This is a genomic window from Photobacterium carnosum, assembly GCF_002849605.1.
Taxonomy (GTDB): domain Bacteria; phylum Pseudomonadota; class Gammaproteobacteria; order Enterobacterales; family Vibrionaceae; genus Photobacterium; species Photobacterium carnosum.
The window spans coordinates 19,464-36,329 of the sequence record NZ_NPIB01000032.1 but is presented as its reverse complement, the minus strand read 5'-3'; the positions used below and the strand labels follow the sequence as shown (position 1 = coordinate 36,329).

Annotated in this window: 18 protein-coding genes; 1 reads left to right on the top strand and 17 read right to left on the bottom strand. The window is 41.4% G+C overall.

All coding sequences use genetic code 11. From position 1 onward, the window contains the following. Positions 1–7: 7 nt before the first annotated feature. The 17 genes from hisS to trmJ form a co-directional block, all read right to left on the bottom strand. The gene (gene hisS / locus CIK00_RS19020; protein ID WP_101770178.1) at positions 8–1,276 is read right to left on the bottom strand and encodes a histidine--tRNA ligase; all 1,269 of its coding nucleotides are present in this window, start codon (positions 1,274–1,276) and stop codon (positions 8–10) included. Between the two features lie 104 nt (positions 1,277–1,380). Next, positions 1,381–2,493 carry a flavodoxin-dependent (E)-4-hydroxy-3-methylbut-2-enyl-diphosphate synthase gene (ispG, locus tag CIK00_RS19015; protein ID WP_101770177.1) on the bottom strand — a complete coding sequence of 371 codons (1,113 nt, stop codon included), beginning with the start codon at positions 2,491–2,493 and terminating at the stop codon, positions 1,381–1,383. A gap of 16 nt (positions 2,494–2,509) precedes the next feature. Next, positions 2,510–3,469, bottom strand: coding sequence for a cytoskeleton protein RodZ (gene rodZ / locus CIK00_RS19010; protein WP_101770176.1), 960 nt, complete (start codon positions 3,467–3,469; stop codon positions 2,510–2,512). Next, on the bottom strand, positions 3,459–4,217 hold the full coding sequence (pilW, locus tag CIK00_RS19005; protein ID WP_101770175.1) for a type IV pilus biogenesis/stability protein PilW: 759 nt from the start codon (positions 4,215–4,217) through the stop codon (positions 3,459–3,461). The genes rodZ and pilW overlap by 11 nt, the downstream gene beginning before the upstream one ends. A gap of 58 nt (positions 4,218–4,275) precedes the next feature. Then, on the bottom strand, positions 4,276–5,397 hold the full coding sequence (locus CIK00_RS19000) for a bifunctional tRNA (adenosine(37)-C2)-methyltransferase TrmG/ribosomal RNA large subunit methyltransferase RlmN (protein WP_101770174.1): 1,122 nt from the start codon (positions 5,395–5,397) through the stop codon (positions 4,276–4,278). Positions 5,398–5,643: 246 nt separating this feature from the next. Further along, positions 5,644–6,075 carry a nucleoside-diphosphate kinase gene (gene ndk, locus CIK00_RS18995; protein WP_101770173.1) on the bottom strand — a complete coding sequence of 144 codons (432 nt, stop codon included), beginning with the start codon at positions 6,073–6,075 and terminating at the stop codon, positions 5,644–5,646. A 67-nt stretch (positions 6,076–6,142) separates the two neighbouring features. Then, entirely contained in the window at positions 6,143–7,420 is a 1,278-nt protein-coding gene (gene pepB / locus CIK00_RS18990) for an aminopeptidase PepB (RefSeq protein ID WP_101770172.1), read from the bottom strand. A gap of 131 nt (positions 7,421–7,551) precedes the next feature. Then, a complete protein-coding gene (gene pepB, locus CIK00_RS18985; protein ID WP_101770171.1) occupies positions 7,552–8,835 on the bottom strand; it encodes an aminopeptidase PepB in 1,284 nt (427 codons plus the stop codon). A 148-nt stretch (positions 8,836–8,983) separates the two neighbouring features. Then, complete coding sequence (gene iscX, locus CIK00_RS18980; RefSeq protein ID WP_045037127.1) at positions 8,984–9,181, bottom strand: Fe-S cluster assembly protein IscX; 198 nt, start codon at positions 9,179–9,181, stop codon at positions 8,984–8,986. A 122-nt stretch (positions 9,182–9,303) separates the two neighbouring features. Further along, on the bottom strand, positions 9,304–9,642 hold the full coding sequence (gene fdx, locus CIK00_RS18975; protein WP_101770170.1) for an ISC system 2Fe-2S type ferredoxin: 339 nt from the start codon (positions 9,640–9,642) through the stop codon (positions 9,304–9,306). 2 nt (positions 9,643–9,644) lie between these two features. Continuing rightward, positions 9,645–11,498, bottom strand: coding sequence for a Fe-S protein assembly chaperone HscA (hscA, locus tag CIK00_RS18970; RefSeq protein WP_101770169.1), 1,854 nt, complete (start codon positions 11,496–11,498; stop codon positions 9,645–9,647). 32 nt (positions 11,499–11,530) lie between these two features. After that, positions 11,531–12,046, bottom strand: a complete 516-nt coding sequence (gene hscB, locus CIK00_RS18965) for a co-chaperone HscB (RefSeq protein ID WP_101770168.1) — start codon at positions 12,044–12,046, stop codon at positions 11,531–11,533. Positions 12,047–12,134: 88 nt separating this feature from the next. Beyond that, positions 12,135–12,458: an iron-sulfur cluster assembly protein IscA gene (gene iscA, locus CIK00_RS18960; protein ID WP_036795847.1), complete on the bottom strand. Its 324-nt coding sequence runs from the start codon at positions 12,456–12,458 to the stop codon at positions 12,135–12,137. Positions 12,459–12,475: 17 nt separating this feature from the next. Then, a complete protein-coding gene (gene iscU / locus CIK00_RS18955; RefSeq protein WP_045037130.1) occupies positions 12,476–12,862 on the bottom strand; it encodes a Fe-S cluster assembly scaffold IscU in 387 nt (128 codons plus the stop codon). 33 nt (positions 12,863–12,895) lie between these two features. Further along, on the bottom strand, positions 12,896–14,110 hold the full coding sequence (locus tag CIK00_RS18950) for an IscS subfamily cysteine desulfurase (RefSeq protein WP_101770167.1): 1,215 nt from the start codon (positions 14,108–14,110) through the stop codon (positions 12,896–12,898). 31 nt (positions 14,111–14,141) lie between these two features. Beyond that, positions 14,142–14,657 carry a Fe-S cluster assembly transcriptional regulator IscR gene (gene iscR, locus CIK00_RS18945; RefSeq protein WP_045037132.1) on the bottom strand — a complete coding sequence of 172 codons (516 nt, stop codon included), beginning with the start codon at positions 14,655–14,657 and terminating at the stop codon, positions 14,142–14,144. 109 nt (positions 14,658–14,766) lie between these two features. Next, positions 14,767–15,507 (bottom strand): tRNA (cytosine(32)/uridine(32)-2'-O)-methyltransferase TrmJ, encoded by a 741-nt coding sequence (gene trmJ / locus CIK00_RS18940; protein ID WP_101770166.1) that lies wholly within the window; start codon positions 15,505–15,507, stop codon positions 14,767–14,769. 244 nt (positions 15,508–15,751) lie between these two features. Between trmJ and suhB the strand changes: the two genes are divergently transcribed. After that, entirely contained in the window at positions 15,752–16,552 is an 801-nt protein-coding gene (gene suhB, locus CIK00_RS18935) for an inositol-1-monophosphatase (protein ID WP_101770165.1), read from the top strand. Positions 16,553–16,866 lie beyond the last annotated feature (314 nt).

Genomic DNA, 16,866 nt, shown 5'->3' with positions numbered 1-16,866 from the left:
TCCTCTCTTAAATCAGTGCTGCCAGCTTCGCGGCAACCTCATCCTGTGCCATAGTTGTTTGTTCACCGCCATGTAAATCTTTAACTACGACGGTGTTTTCTGCTATTTCATTTTCACCAAGAACCAATGCAATAGCTGCACCTACGTTATCAGCGCGTTTAAATTGCTTTTTAAAATTACCACCACCAAAGTTAGACATAATGCGTAACTGAGGTAGTTGATTACGTAATTTTTCTGCCAGCATCATACCAGCCGCTAATGTTCCTTCACCTGCAGTTACCATGTAAACATCAACCGAACGACGTACATCGTCTTGTTCTAATGCTTCCATCAGTAATACCAAACGCTCAAGTCCCATTGCGAAACCCACTGATGGGGTTGCTTTACCGCCTAGTTGTTCAACTAGACCGTCATAACGACCACCACCACATACTGTACCTTGTGCACCTAAACTATCAGTGATCCACTCAAATACAGTACGGTTATAATAATCTAAACCACGTACAAGACGTTCATTTACTTGGTATTTGATGCCAGCAGCGTCTAATAGTTCACATAAACCAGCAAAATGTTGCTGTGATTCTGGATCTAAGTACGCAGAAAGCATTGGTGCATCAACTAAAATTTCCTGAATTGCTGGATTTTTAGTATCTAAAACACGTAATGGATTAGTGTACATGCGACGCTTCGCATCTTCATCTAACACTTCCATATGCTGTTCAAGGAACGCAATCAATGCAACACGGTATTCTGCACGAGCTTCCAGTGAACCAATAGAATTTAACTCTAGACGAACATGGTCATTAATACCAAGCTCACGCCATAGACGAGCTGTCATCATGATAAGTTCTGCATCGACATCTGGGCCATCAATACCAAACACTTCCACACCCACTTGGTGGAATTGACGGTAACGACCTTTTTGTGGACGCTCATGACGGAACATTGGACCCATGTACCATAGTCGCTGTTCTTGGTTATAAAGCAGACCATTTTCAATGCCAGCACGAACACAACTTGCCGTTCCTTCTGGACGTAATGTTAAGCTATCACCATTACGATCTTCAAAAGTGTACATTTCTTTTTCAACGACATCAGTGACTTCACCAATTGCACGTTTAAACAAATGTGTCGACTCAACAATTGGCATACGTATTTCATTGTAACCATATGCACTGATCACTTGTTTAACAGTACCTTCGACTTTCTGCCAAAGTGGAGTTTGTGTTGGAAGGCAATCGTTCATGCCTCGAATTGCTTGAATTTTTTTCGCCACAATTATTCTCAGTTTTCGATGGGGGTTTAAATCGAATATATAATTTATTGCAGAAATAGTGAACCACACTGTCACAATAACAGCATGGTTTTTGCTATTTTATCTTATTGTGTAATCTCAATACGATTTTTTAGGTCTAACATTGATGCTTTTGCGCGGATTTTAGCCTCAAGCGCATCAATGACGTTATCGTTATCAAAACGTTCTTTTTGACGAATACCATCTTCATAAAAAGCACTTTTACGATTACCGCCAGCAATACCTAAATGTGATGCTTCTGCTTCGCCTGGGCCATTGACCACACAGCCAATGATAGAAACATCCATCGGGGTAATAATATCTTCTAAACGTTGCTCTAATGCATTGACGGTTGCGATAACATCAAATTCTTGACGGGAACAAGTTGGGCACGCAATAAAGTTAATCCCGCGCGAGCGAATACGTAATGATTTTAAAATATCAAAACCGACTTTAATCTCTTCAACAGGATCTGCGGCTAATGAGATACGTAAGGTGTCACCAATGCCTTCAGCAAGTAACATCCCCAAACCTACCGCAGATTTCACAGAACCTGCACGCGCACCACCCGCTTCAGTAATACCTAAATGCAGCGGTTGTATAATTTGTTTTGCTAACTGACGGTAAGACTCTACCGCTAGAAATACATCAGAAGCTTTAACGCTCACTTTAAATTGATCAAAGTTAAGCCGATCTAAAATCTCAACATGACGCAAAGCAGATTCAACTAACGCTGCGGGAGTTGGCTCTCCATATTTTTGTTGGATTTCTTTTTCTAACGAACCGCCATTAACACCAATTCGAATCGGAATATTGTTATCACGCGCACATTCAACCACCGAGCGAATACGATCTTCACGACCAATATTACCAGGATTAATACGCAAACAATCAACACCGTATTCAGCCACTTTTAATGCAATGCGGTAATCAAAATGAATATCAGCAACCAATGGTACATTGACTTGCTGTTTGATCAGTTTAAACGCTTCAGCAGCATCCATTGTCGGTACCGAAATACGAACAATGTCAGCTCCTACTTTTGCCAATGCTCGAATTTGAGCCACAGTGGCATCAACATCGGTAGTTAAAGTGTTAGTCATTGATTGAACAGCAATGGGAGCGCCATCGCCAATAGGCACATTACCGACATAAATTCGGCTTGATTGGCGACGTATAATGGGTGATTCGTTATGCATGTTTTATTATTCTCTATTACTGCGGCAACGTTAACGTTATAGGTCGACCTGCCGGATAGCGACTAAGATCGAAAGGTTGCCCTTTAAGTTCTATTTTAACGGCACTTGGTGCGCCAAGTCGAACTCGAAATGGTGCCTTACCATTAATATCAAGTGTTTGACCTGCAGTCTTAATACCACTTTCAAGACGTTTACCATTTGCGTCACGAATATCAATCCAACAATCAGCGGCAAAGGTTAATTGTAATGCTGGCGCTGCTTCAACGTCGGTTGTCACTGTAGGCGTCACTATCGTTGAATCTATATCAGCATCTGTCGTAGTAACAACCACAGGCTCTACGGTAGGAGTCGCTGCATCAGTGATCACTGCTGGTGTTTGTCCAGCATCAGTAAGTGCAGTTACGTCAGTAGAAGCCGTTGGGGTTGTTCCATCTGTTACCATTGCGGTGGAAGTGCCAATAGCTGGAGATGTTACCACCTCAACCTTTGCTTCCGTATCACTTACAGGGGCAACCTCTTCAACGTTAGCAACGTCAACGACTGGCGTTATATCTTGATCTAAATGGCCATTTTGCCACCACCACACGGCGGTAACACCGACAAAAATCACTGCAAGGATCCATGTTAACCCCATGATACGACTATCATGCGCTTCACGGTTAGTACGACGTGAAAAACTCTGCATTTCTTGTGCTTTAGGTTTTGAGTGACCGTAATTGTCTAATAGAGCAACCACCGCAACATCATCTAAACCAACATACTTTGCATACGATCTCACGTACCCTCGAGTAAATGTAGATATTTTCTCACTGTCAAAACAATTACTTTCAATATCATTAATAACGGATAAACGTAATCGTAGTCGATTTGCAATATCTGTTTGTGAGTAACCTAGTTGCTCACGTGCCTGACGAAGCATATCACCAGGTCGAGCAACATTATCAGATTGAGGTGAATCATTAGGTTCAGTATTCATTGGCTAGATAATTCTGATATTGCTGAGAATCAGGAAATTGTTCTTTTAATAAGTTAGCGTATTTATTGACCAAAGTTAACCGTCCATTTTGGTTTTCTAACTGAATGAGCAACAACAAACTATTTGCTGTATATCCATATCGCTTATTAAATTTAAACAACCGTACACGAGCGTCTTTATAATTATTAGCCTCTAATTCTAACTGCGCTAGTTGTAACATTGATTTTGGACGATATGGATCATGTGAAAGTGCTTTTTCAAAATAATCTATTGCTTGTACGTCATTACCTTGTTTACGGCTACATAAACCGGCATTTTCATAACTTGCTGAAATAAGATAATAGTAAGGTTGGTTAATTGCTTTAATAAACGTATTGATAGCTTCATCATAACGTCCTTCGCTACACAAAAAGGCCCCATAATTATTAAGTACATCACCATTTTTAGGCGCGTCTTTTAAGGCTTGCTTGTACATTTTCTCTGCAGCGTCTTTTTCACCCACCTTTTGATAATAATAGGCCATGGCATTTTGGACACGATAATAATCAGGTGCATACTCTAATGCTAGTTCCAAATTATCCCGTGCGCGTTGCCATTGACCTACTTTTAAATAATTTAACCCTAATGTCATTCGTGCTTCAGCAGCATCAATGGCATTAAATTGTTCAGCGTTATCTTCTACCATCACAGTGGCGCATCCGGCCAACAATAAACAAGAAAATAATGGATACTTCATCCATCGTATCATTTTTACTCACCTTAACATCCATGTTAAACCGCGAAGTGATTATAATCGCCTAATCTAATTAAAGGGTTTTAACTGCAATAGACTCACCCATGGGTAATTTTGCTTGTGTGCGCTTAGTACGATCAATTACATCGCCGACAAGCTGACCACATGCCGCATCAATATCATCACCACGTGTTTTACGTACAGTGACCGTATAATCATACTCCATTAGAGTTTTCATAAAGCGATCTATACGTGAATTACTAGGTTTTTTGTACGGTGAACCCGGGTATGGATTGAATGGAATAAGATTAATTTTAGCGGGTGTGTCTTTTAATAAACGTCCAAGTTGACGCGCATGTTCCATGTCATCATTAACATGATCAAGTAACACATATTCAATCGTTACACGACCACGATTAGCGTTAGTTGAGTCAACATAACGACGCACAGCATCAAGGAAGGTTTCAATATTCCAACGATCATTGATCGGCATAATTTGCGAACGTAATTCATCCGTTGGCGCATGCAATGAAATAGCAAGTGCAACGTCGATAGTACCGATCATTTGCTCTAGACCAGAGACAACACCAGAAGTTGAAACAGTAACGCGACGCTTAGATAAACCAAAACCTAAATCATCAAGCATAATCTCTAATGCTGGAATTAAGTTTTTCATGTTTAGTAGTGGCTCACCCATACCCATCATTACGACATTGGTAATTGGACGACGACCGGTTTCTTTTTGAAGACCGATCTCTTTTGCTGCACGCCACACTTGACCAATAATCTCAGAGACACGTAAATTACGGTTAAAACCTTGTTGGCCAGTTGAACAAAACTTACATTCTAGTGCGCAGCCTACTTGAGAAGACACACATAAAGTCGCGCGATCTTCATCAGGAATATAAACCGTTTCTACATCTTGATCACCCACACGCATTGCCCATTTGATGGTGCCATCATTTGAGAATTGTGCGTTTGATACCTCTGGTGCACGAATTTCAGCAACACGCTGTAATTTTTCACGCAATTTTTTATTAATATTATTCATTTGATCAAAGTCATCACAACCGAAATGATAAATCCATTTCATTATCTGATCTGCTCGAAATGGCTTTTCATTTAGCTCTTCGGCAAAGTATTTACGCAGACCTTTGCGATCGAAATCCAGCAGATTAATTTTGACAGTTGTCATCGGTTGGTGCCTCACTAAAAATGACTATTGCAGCGCCTTTAATAACTCGGAGATCTGCAAATGGCAGCCTCATCATAGTTATCAGGGTTTAAGGCGCGAAATTGTACAGCCTTTAGGCACGGGTTTCCACCCGTTAACTGTATGGTTATTTTAGTGATTGTAACAATCTTTGCTTTTAACATAACAAAGGGAAGCCTCAGCCTCCCTTTAGTATTTGGTTTTTATTGTTTTTTTGTCGATTCGCAATCATTCACTGCGAGGACATAGCTCATCAGCAGCAAAAAAGTAGCCAATCTCACGTTCTGCCGATATTGGACTATCAGAGCCATGAACAGAGTTGTAACGCAAACTAATCGCAAAATCAGCACGAATAGTGCCACATGCCGCTTCTTGTGGATTCGTTTTACCCATCAATTCTCGATAACGAACAATCGCATTCTCCCCTTCAAGCACTTGCACCATCACAGGGCCAGAGATCATAAAATCGACTAATTCATCAAAGAAAGGTTTACCTTCATGCTCAGCATAAAATCCTTGAGCTTGAATTTTCGTCAACTGCAACATTTTAGCCGCTACAATTTTCAACCCTGCATTTTCGAAACGTTGATAAATAACGCCAATTAAATTTCGTTTAACAGCATCTGGCTTTACGATTGAAAACGTTTTTTCTATTGTCATTATTATAATTTCCTTTTGAGTCTAGTTGCCGTCCATTTACTTAGTAGCCACTGATAAGCATCATTACTTACAATAATAATCCTGCAATATTTGCAATACCTAAGCCCGTTGCACCGACCGCCCAACGAGGATCTGCGCTATCACGATAACATGCAGCCAGATCGAAATGAATCCAACCGCTATTATCAGTATCGACAAAGCGCGATAAAAAACCTGCAGCATTAGATGCACCGCCCATACCACCGCCTTTTTGAACACGACTATTAGCGGTATCTGCAAACGCAGACGGACAGTAATCTTGATGCCATTTTTCAAGCGGCAATGGCCATGCAGGCTCATTAACCAATTCAGATAACTGTTGTGCGCGGGCTAATAATGCTTTATCAAACCCAAAAATGGCATTGTAGTCACTACCAACCGCCATCATTGCCGCCCCCGTTAACGTCGCTGCATCAATAATTAATGGTGCTTTAGTGGCTGAGGCTAATAACAAGCCGTCCGCTAGCACTAATCGACCTTCAGCATCAGTATTCACAATTTCAACCGATACCCCATTGCTGTACGTTAGCACATCACCAAGCTTATAAGCATCGCCTGAAACCATATTTTCAGCACAACAAAGAATAAGTTTTACCCGCTGTGTTAAACCTTGTGCAATGGCATACCCTAATGCAGCAGTAACGGTTGCCGCGCCACCCATATCGCACTTCATACTGACCATGCCCGCACTCGGTTTTAAGCTATAACCGCCTGAATCAAAGGTGATGCCTTTACCCACTAAACAAGCACTGACTGGCGCATCAGGATCTGCGGTTGGGTTATAATCAACTTCCAATAATACCGGTGGATGCTGGCTACCACGGCCAACACTGTGAATACCAATCCAACCATCAGCAAGTAATTCATCCCCAATAATCATTTGAGCACTAATATGTTCGCCACCAATTTCAGTTAAAAAACTTACGGCGGCTTTAGCTAATTGTTGTGGATATACTGTATCAGGGCCTGCATTGATAATCTTTCGCGCCCAATCATGGCTATAGCGACGGGCATTTAACAATTCAAGCTCGTCTTCATCAATTGACGCCCATTTAATGGTAACGGTTTCCATTGTGGCGGCAAAACCACAATAAAATGCCCATTGACGTTCATAATTCCAACCATCACCACTTAAATTAACTGAATCAACACCTTGCGCTTGAAGTTGACGACCCGCCTGTTGAATACGACGTAAACTAAAGGCATCGTCATAATGCACGGTGACACTCTCAGCTTGGTAACTAATCAAGGCATTAACGCCCCAAGGCGCACTTGCGGGTAGATTAGATAAATTTATTATCAACATTATTGATAACCTCTTGTTTTATTTATAGTCTATATATTTAAATTGACATAATTTAAATATAAAAAAAGCCCTCTTATACGATTTTAACTAGAAACAAAATCATTAAGAAGGCTTACTATTATTGCTATATATTATTGAGCGAGAATACGGGCTAAGGTTTTAACACCCATACCTGTTGCACCTGCCGCCCACTGATCATTACCGCTCTTACGGTAAGTACCACTGGCATCAATATGCATCCAGCCTTGCTGATAATCATCAACAAAATATGACAAGAATGCCGCAGCAGTACTTGCTCCTGGCATAAAATCACCATTAGAAATATTGGCTAAATCAGCAAAATTTGAGGGTAACATTTTACGATGAATCTCAGCTAAAGGCAGTGGCCACATACCTTCACCTTCATGTTCTGCCGCTGCTAATGCCTGACGAGATAAGATAGGATCGAAACTCAATAATGCATGGTAGTCATTACCTAACGCCATTTTTGCAGAGCCTGTTAATGTCGCACAATCAATGATCAACTCAGGGTGTTGGCTATTGGCATACATCAGACCATCAGCTAGTACTAATCGTCCTTCGGCATCAGTATTTAACACTTCAACGGTTTTACCATTTTTATATTTAATGATATCGCCTAATTTTAATGCACGGCCTGAAATCATATTTTCAGCACAGCATAGAACTAATTTAATCCGCTTATTAAGTCCACGCGCCATTGCCAATGCTAAACCACCCGTAGCTAATGCTGCGCCACCCATATCGGCTTTCATTGTTGCCATACCCGTAGAAGGCTTAATGCTATAACCGCCTGAATCAAAAGTAATACCTTTACCAACAATACAAGCAAAAACTGGCGCATCAACATCACCAGTAGGATTGTAATCTAAACGTAGCATCGCTGGACGGTGATCTGAACCACGACCGACAGCATGAATGCCATTCCAGCCTTCATCCAATAGGTCATTACCTTTAATGATTTTATACGTCACATATTCAGGTGCTAATGACTTAATAAACTCAGCAGCACGAGCTGCAAGTTGTGAAGGCGCAACCACATCAGCAGGTTGATTGATAATATCACACACCCAATGAATGGTTTTAATGCGTGCTTGTAGCTCAGCCTCATCGGCTTCATTCAACGCTTCCCAAGTCACATTATTATCAACTTTAGGATTACGGTAACCTTGTAAGAATGCCCAAATCGCAGCGAGATCCCACTCTGATCCTGTCAGGGTAACCTGCTTAATGCCTTGTGAATCTAAACGACGGCCTGCACGTTGAATATCACCTAACATATCGCTTACAGTGACATGAATGATGGTTCCTTCGGCATTAAAACTCACTAGTGCATTTGCACCCCAGTGACTATCCGCAACGTGATGAGAAAGAAATACTGACATCATGGTAGACATTGATAAACTCCTTGATAAATACCACACAGCCAAAGCCATTAAATAAAGCTGATTACTGCGTCATTGTTATACTATTTTTTATAACTAATAAGACTATGCCCATCACCCTTGCGAGGCAACAATAAAACAGGCTTTTTGGTGGTTGCAATTATTGTTCATCAATCCAGCACATTTGCACTGCTTCTAAAATTTTCTCATTACAGTGATCAATTTCATCGTCAAATTCATCCAGAGCGATGATCCAATCTCTTAGATCGGTAAACCGCACTTGGGTTGGATCAACTGTCGGATATAGTTCAATCAATTCAATGGCAATATCACGTGAATCAATCCATTGTAAACTCATAATAAATCCTCAATTTTTGAATAGAAAATAATAATCTAACCGTAACTCGAATAAGTGGCTATAACCTTAATTAATAGGTAAAAAAATAGGCCACCATCATGGCGACCTATCTTAATAGTTAATTATTGGGCTTCAGAAGCAAGATTGACGGTATAGCGTGGAATATCGACAACTAAATCCTCATTAGCAACCCTTGCCTGACAACTTAGACGAGATTCAGGCTCAAGTCCCCATGCTTTATCTAGCATGTCATCTTCAAGTTCATCACTCTCTTTAAGAGAATCAAACCCTTCACGAACGACAACATGGCAGGTAGTACACGCACAAGATTTTTCACATGCATGCTCAATTTCAATACCATTGCGCAATGCAACATCTAGGATAGTTTCGCCAGGTTGCGCTTCTAAAATTGCGCCTTCTGGACAATGTTCTTCATTAGGTAAAATTATAATCTTAGGCATGCCTAAACCTCATCAATAGACTGACCAGCTAACGCTTGACGAATAGATTGATCCATTCGACGTGACGCAAATTCTTGGCTGGCCTTATCAGTTTTCTTAATTCCGGCTTCAATGGTACGAGCGTCGCCACTCTGACGTAATTGAACCAGTTCCATCATTACAGTTTCTAATTCTTCGCGTTCTTGAGCCGTTAACAAGGTTTCACCGTCTACTGTTAACGCAGCAATTAGCGCTTCAAGTACACGATCGGCTTCTACTTGTTGTTCCGCTAATGCACGTGCATCTTTGTCATCTTGAGCAAATGTCATTGAATCGCGGAGCATAGTTGCAATTTCATCATCAGAAAGACCATAAGATGGCTTCACTTGAATCGATGATTGTACACCACTGCTTTTTTCCATTGCCATTACCGACAATAAGCCATCAGCATCAACTTGGTAAGTCACACGAATATGTGCGGCTCCAGCGGCCATTGGTGGAATACCACGTAAAGTAAATCGAGCTAATGAGCGGCAATCGCTCACCATCTCACGCTCACCTTGAACGATGTGAACAGACATTGCTGTTTGACCATCTTTGAACGTAGTAAATTCTTGTGCGCGAGCAACAGGTAGCGTGGTATTACGTGGAATAATTTTTTCGATCATGCCACCCATGGTTTCAATGCCTAACGACAATGGAATCACATCTAATAGCAACATATCTGCATCGGGTTTATTACCCACCAGAATATCGGCTTGAATAGCAGCACCGATAGCAACCACTTGATCAGGATCGATAGTGGTTAATGGCGTTTTACCAAAGAAGGTTCCCACCAATTCACGAACTAACGGGACACGAGTTGAACCGCCAACCATGACTGTTTCAATCACATCATCAATAGTGATATCTGCATCTTTTAATGCGCGACGACAGGAAAATAATGTTTTCTTTATTAATGGCGTAACTAACGCATTGAATTGGTCACGAGTAATTTCACCCTGCCAACCTAATACATTCATTGTCACGCTATCAGCATCACTCAATGCCACTTTCGCTTGTTGAGCAGCATCTTGTAATTCACGGCGTTGTTGTGGGGTTAGTGTCTCGACTAATTCCGCTTGAAGTAAGACCCAGTCAGCAATCAGCTGATCAAAATCATCACCGCCTAATGCAGAATCACCACCGGTCGCAAGCACTTCAAATACGCCTTTTGATAGACGTAAAATCGAAATATCAAACGTACCGCCACCAAGATCATAAACAGCAATAACACCTTCTTGACCCGAATCGAGACCATAAGCAATAGCGGCAGCTGTTGGTTCATTAAGTAAGCGCAAAACATTTAGATTCGCTAACTTAGCGGCATCTTTGGTGCCCGCACGTTGTGCATCATCAAAATAAGCAGGAACGGTGATCACAACCCCTTCAAGGTCACCACCTAAACTTTCTACTGCACGCTGACTTAATGATTTTAAAATTTCAGCCGATACCTGCACTGGGTTCATCGTTCCCTGACGGGTAACAAGCTGAGGTAAACCATTTACTGATGCGGTAAATTGATAAGGTAATTGCGGATAACGCTGCTCAATATCAACCAATGAACGTCCCATCAGACGCTTTACCGATAGGATCGTATTGACAGGATCCCGTTGTGCATACGCACGTGCAGCGTCACCGGTAATTATATGCTTCTCAGCATAATGAACCACTGAGGGTAAAATTGAACGTCCTTCAGCATCTTTCAATGTTTCTGCAACGCCGCTACGAACGGTAGCTACTAATGAGTTTGTCGTCCCTAAATCAATGCCAACCGCTAATTTTTGTTGATGCGGTGCTGCACTTTGACCGGGTTCGGAAATCTGTAAAAATGCCATTATCGTTCCTGTCTAAATAACGCAAGTGCTGATTAGTCGAATAATGATTCTTCAAGACGTTCGACTTCATCACGCAACTTAACAATAAACTTTAACTTACGTACTGCGTCAGCAGCTTCACTCCAATTTTCTTGGCTCAATAACTCGGCCAATTGATCCAACTTTGCCTGATACATAGCAGTGGCCTGTTGTTCAAAATCAAACAAAGCCGCTTCAGGATTAGCTGAATCAGAAATAACTTCGAGTGCTTCGCGCAGTTCCATTTGCTGCATCAAGAAATCCATGTCTTGGAGGGTCTTTTGCTCTCCACGAATATCTTCATCGCGTTCAGCAAGCATATATTCAGCACGAGAGACAGGATTTTTTAACGTTTGAAAGGCATCATTAATCTGAGCTGCTTTTTGTACCGATAATAATCGGTCACGCTCAGATGCAGTTGCAAAGTTATCAGGATGGAATCGACGCTGTAACTCACGGAATTGTGTTGCTAATAAACCGCCATCAACATCAAATTGAAACGGTAATCCAAATAATTCGAAATGATTCATAATCGCAACCAGAGATAAAAAATAAACCTGACAACTCACTCGCCATAATGGCGGCCAGCAGCCAGGTTTAATAAAACGCTATAAGCAATTATACGTTGAAGCTTTCACCACAACCACATTCGCTCGACACGTTAGGGTTATTAAATTGAAAACCTTCATTAAGGCCTTCTTTGGCGAAATCAAGCTCAGTACCATCAAGGTAAACCATGCTTTTGGCATCAACAATAATCTTTACACCTTGCTCTTCAAAGACTTGATCCCCTTCGTCAAGATCATCGACGAACTCAAGGATATACGCCATACCCGAACACCCTGAAGTGCGAACCCCGAGGCGTAAACCAATGCCTTTGCCTCGATTAGCTAAAAAAGTCGATACGCGACTAGCTGCCGCTTCAGTGATAGTAATGGCCATACTTCAAACCTCAGAAATTATTTTTGTTCGTGTTTCTTTTTATAATCGCTAACTGCTGCTTTAATTGCATCTTCTGCAAGAATTGAACAGTGAACTTTAACCGGTGGTAACTCAAGCTCTTCTGCAATCGCAGAGTTCTTGATTGATGCTGCTTCGTCTAATGTTTTACCTTTCACCCATTCGGTGATCAGTGAACTTGATGCGATAGCAGAACCACAACCATATGTTTTAAACTTTGCATCTTCAATAATGCCATCTTCAGATACTTTAATCTGAAGCTTCATTACATCGCCACAGGCTGGTGCACCCACCATACCGCTACCAATGCTTTTATCGTCGTTGTCAAATGAACCCACGTTACGCGGATTTTCATAATGATCGATGACTTTTTCACTATATGCCATGATAAATTTCCTCGAATAATGTCTAACCGCAGATTAGTGGTGTGCCCACTCAACTGTATTTAAATCAATGCCTTCTTTGAACATATCCCAAAGAGGTGACATTGCACGTAGCTTATCTACTGCTTGTTTAATTTGAACAACAGCATAATCAATTTCTTCAGCGGTAGTAAAACGACCAAAAGAGAAACGAATTGAACTATGTGCTAGTTCATCATTAAGGCCTAATGCACGTAATACATATGATGGCTCTAAGCTCGCTGATGTACATGCAGAACCTGATGATACAGCAAGATCTTTCAATGCCATTAGCAATGACTCGCCTTCAACAAACGCAAAACTAATATTTAGATTAGTCGGAATGCGGTGTTCCATATCACCATTGATTGACATCTCTTCGATGCCTTCAAGGCCTTTTAGTAGACGCTCACGCATATCAACAGCGTGTTGGTAATCGTGTGCCATCTCAAGCTTAGCGATGCGGAATGCTTCGCCCATACCGACAATTTGGTGAGTCGGTAAAGTACCAGAGCGGAAACCACGTTCATGGCCGCCACCGTGCATTTGTGCTTCAAGACGAATACGAGGCTTACGACGCACATACAGTGCACCAATACCTTTAGGACCGTAAATTTTATGCGCTGAAAATGAAATCAAATCAACTTTCGTTGTTTGCACATCAATCGGTAATTTACCCGCTGATTGTGCCGCATCAACATGGAAAACAGTCTTGTTTTCACGACAAAGTTCACCAATTGCTGCAATATCTTGAATAACACCAATTTCATTATTCACATGCATAATAGAAACCAGCACAGTATCTTCACGCATTGCGTCGCGTAGTTTTGCTAAATCAACAAGACCATTTGATTCAGGCTCAAGGTAAGTTACCTCATAACCTTCACGCTCTAATTGACGACATGGGTCAAGAACCGCTTTGTGCTCAGTTTTACACGTAATAACATGCTTGCCTTTCTTGTGATAGAAATGCGCAGCACCTTTAATCGCAAGGTTATCAGACTCAGTCGCACCTGATGTAAAGACAATTTCACGTGGATCAGCATTAACTAACTCGGCAATATACTCACGAGCAGCATCAACTGCTTCTTCAGCTTGCCAGCCATAACGATGTGAACGTGACGCTGGATTACCAAACGTACCATCCATAGTTAAACACTGAACCATTTTCTCAGCAACACGAGGATCTACCGGGCAAGTTGCAGAGTAATCAAAATATATTGGCAGTTTCATTTTCTTCTCCGAAAACACGAACGTCTGGTCTCTAGGAGCGGACATCGACACCGATAGGGGCGCTGTCGTGTGATTTTTTATTTGCAAATGATGGTTGATTATTACTGCGTAGAATTACATCCTGACGATCAGCAATAACTTGTACATCATTATCCTTCATCAACTCACCAAGAGTGATGTTATTCAAAAATCCGCTGATACGATCACTTAAATCATGCCATAGAGTGTGAGTTAAACAGCGCACTCCGCCTTGGCAGCCGCCTTTCCCTTGGCACTTAGTTGCATCAACTGATTCATCAACCGCAGCGATAACCATACCGACAGCGATATTGCTGGCATCTTCACCCAAGCGGTAACCACCACCAGGACCACGGACACTTGTTACCAAGCCCGCTTTACGAAGACGCGAAAATAGTTGTTCTAGGTAGGACAGTGAGATCCCTTGACGTTCTGAAATATCAGCCAACGGTACTGGTCCATTATGTGAGTGCAATGCTACATCTAGCATTGCAGTCACAGCGTATCTTCCTTTTGAAGTCAACTTCATAACATGGCTACCTACTTGAATGTATACAAGTAGTCTCTCATACCTGACTAAATCGGTCAAGTATTTAACCCACTAAAACAATGAGTCTTTCGCTAACTTGCGACCACTGTTATTTATTGTTCTTTTCTAAGGTTTCAATTGTCTTTTCTATTGATGATAAAATGCCACGTAAAATGTTTAACTCTTGTTGCTCAGGGCGAGCACGAGTAAACATACGGCGCAATTTCACCATCACCATGCCAGGATGGTTTTTATTAATAAACCGAGTTTGACTGGTTACTTTTTCAAGATGTTGGTAAAACATTTCAAGCTCATTGGCGCGCGGATATTCATCAATAACTTGAGTTGATTGATGTTTAGTCGCATTAAGATACGCCATACGAACTTCATAAGTTATTGTTTGTACTGCCATCGCTAAATTCAATGAGCTATATTCAGGATTTGCCGGAATATAAACATGGCAATGACATTTTTGTAATTCTTCATTGGTGAGGCCGATACGTTCACGACCAAATAAAATGGCTACTGGATGCTGCTCTGATTCAGCGACCACTTTAATGCCATTTTCACGTGGATCTAATTGTGGCCATTCTAAAGTGCGAGAACGTGCACTTGAACCAACAACTAAACCGCAATCAGCAACGGCTTCATCTAATGTTTTTACAATCTTAGCGTTCTCAACTACATCTGCAGCACCTGCCGCTAAAGCAATTGTATGACTATCAATTTCGCACGCGGGATCAACAAGAACAAGGTTGGTTAACCCCATTACTTTCATTGCGCGAGCAGCTGAACCGATATTTCCAGGGTGTGACGTGCCGATGAGGACAACGCGAATTTTATCTAACATGATGTTGCTATATTCCAGTCTAATTTAACGCTCAGAGATAGTAGCACAGCCATCACAAAAATGAAGAAAACATGTCTATTTGATGAACGTTATTACCTATTACTTCCATCAATAAATAAAATTGCGCTATTTTCGTTTTTTCCACATCCGCTAATGTCGAAAAAATAACCACTTCCTTTTTTTTATAGCTCTGTTATACTCGCCGCCGCTTTTTATGTTCTTTAACATCCGTTGGGAAAATCCTATGCATCCGATGCTTAATATTGCCATTCGCGCTGTGCGAAAGGCTGGTGACCATGTCATTAAATCTCTAGAAAAACCTCAATCTATTGAGGTTGCTAATAAAGGTAATGATGTTGTTACCAATATCGATCTTGAAGCAGAAGCTATCATCATCGAGACAATCCGTAAATCTTACCCTGAACACTGTATTCTTGCAGCTGAGTCTGGTACGAAAGAAGGACGTGACAAAGAGTGTCAGTGGATTATTGACCCAGTGGATGGCACCATGAACTTTGTTCGCGGTTACCCTCACTATGCAATTTCTATCGCTCTACGTATGCGTGGCCGTACAGAAGTTGCTGCAGTTTACGACCCAGCTCGTAACGAACTATTTACAGCTACTCGTGGTTCAGGCGCGCAACTTAACAGCCTTCGCCTACGTGTAACACAGCCTCGTGATCTAACAGGTACTGTTTTAGCAACTGGTCTTCCTTTTGCTGCTAAGCAACACGCTGAAAGCTACCTAAAAATCCAAAATGCTTTATTTGTAGAATGTGATGACATGCGTCAATCAGGTTGTACTGCATTGGATCTTTGTTACCTAGCTGCTGGCCGTGTTGATGGTGTGTTCAAACTAGGCCAAAAGCCTTGGGAACTTGCTGCTGGTGAATTAATCGCGCGTGAAGCTGGTGCTATCTGTGCTGACTTTACGGGTAACACTAACTACCTAGTATCTGGCAACATTGTTGCTGGTAACGCACGTGTAGTTAAGCCAATGCTTGCTAAAATCCGTGAATTCGGTAGCGATGCTCTGGCTAAGTAATCTTTGATTACTACCCGCAAATAAAAACGCCCTGCTGATTTCCACCAGCAGGGCGTTTTTGTTTCTATCACTATCAACATCATCAACCTCTGTGTTATTTCGCCTTATCCACAAATACCCACACACTTTCTACTCGTGACTCTTTTCACCCCAAATTTTCATTCAAATCCCTCTTTTATTGATAACCTCACGTAAAACACAACGAAAAAATATATAAAATTAAATCATATGGTTACTACAATTATTATTCTTTCCACATAAAAAACGGAGCCCGAAGACTCCGTCTATTTAAAGGTTTATTCCAACACCTATTT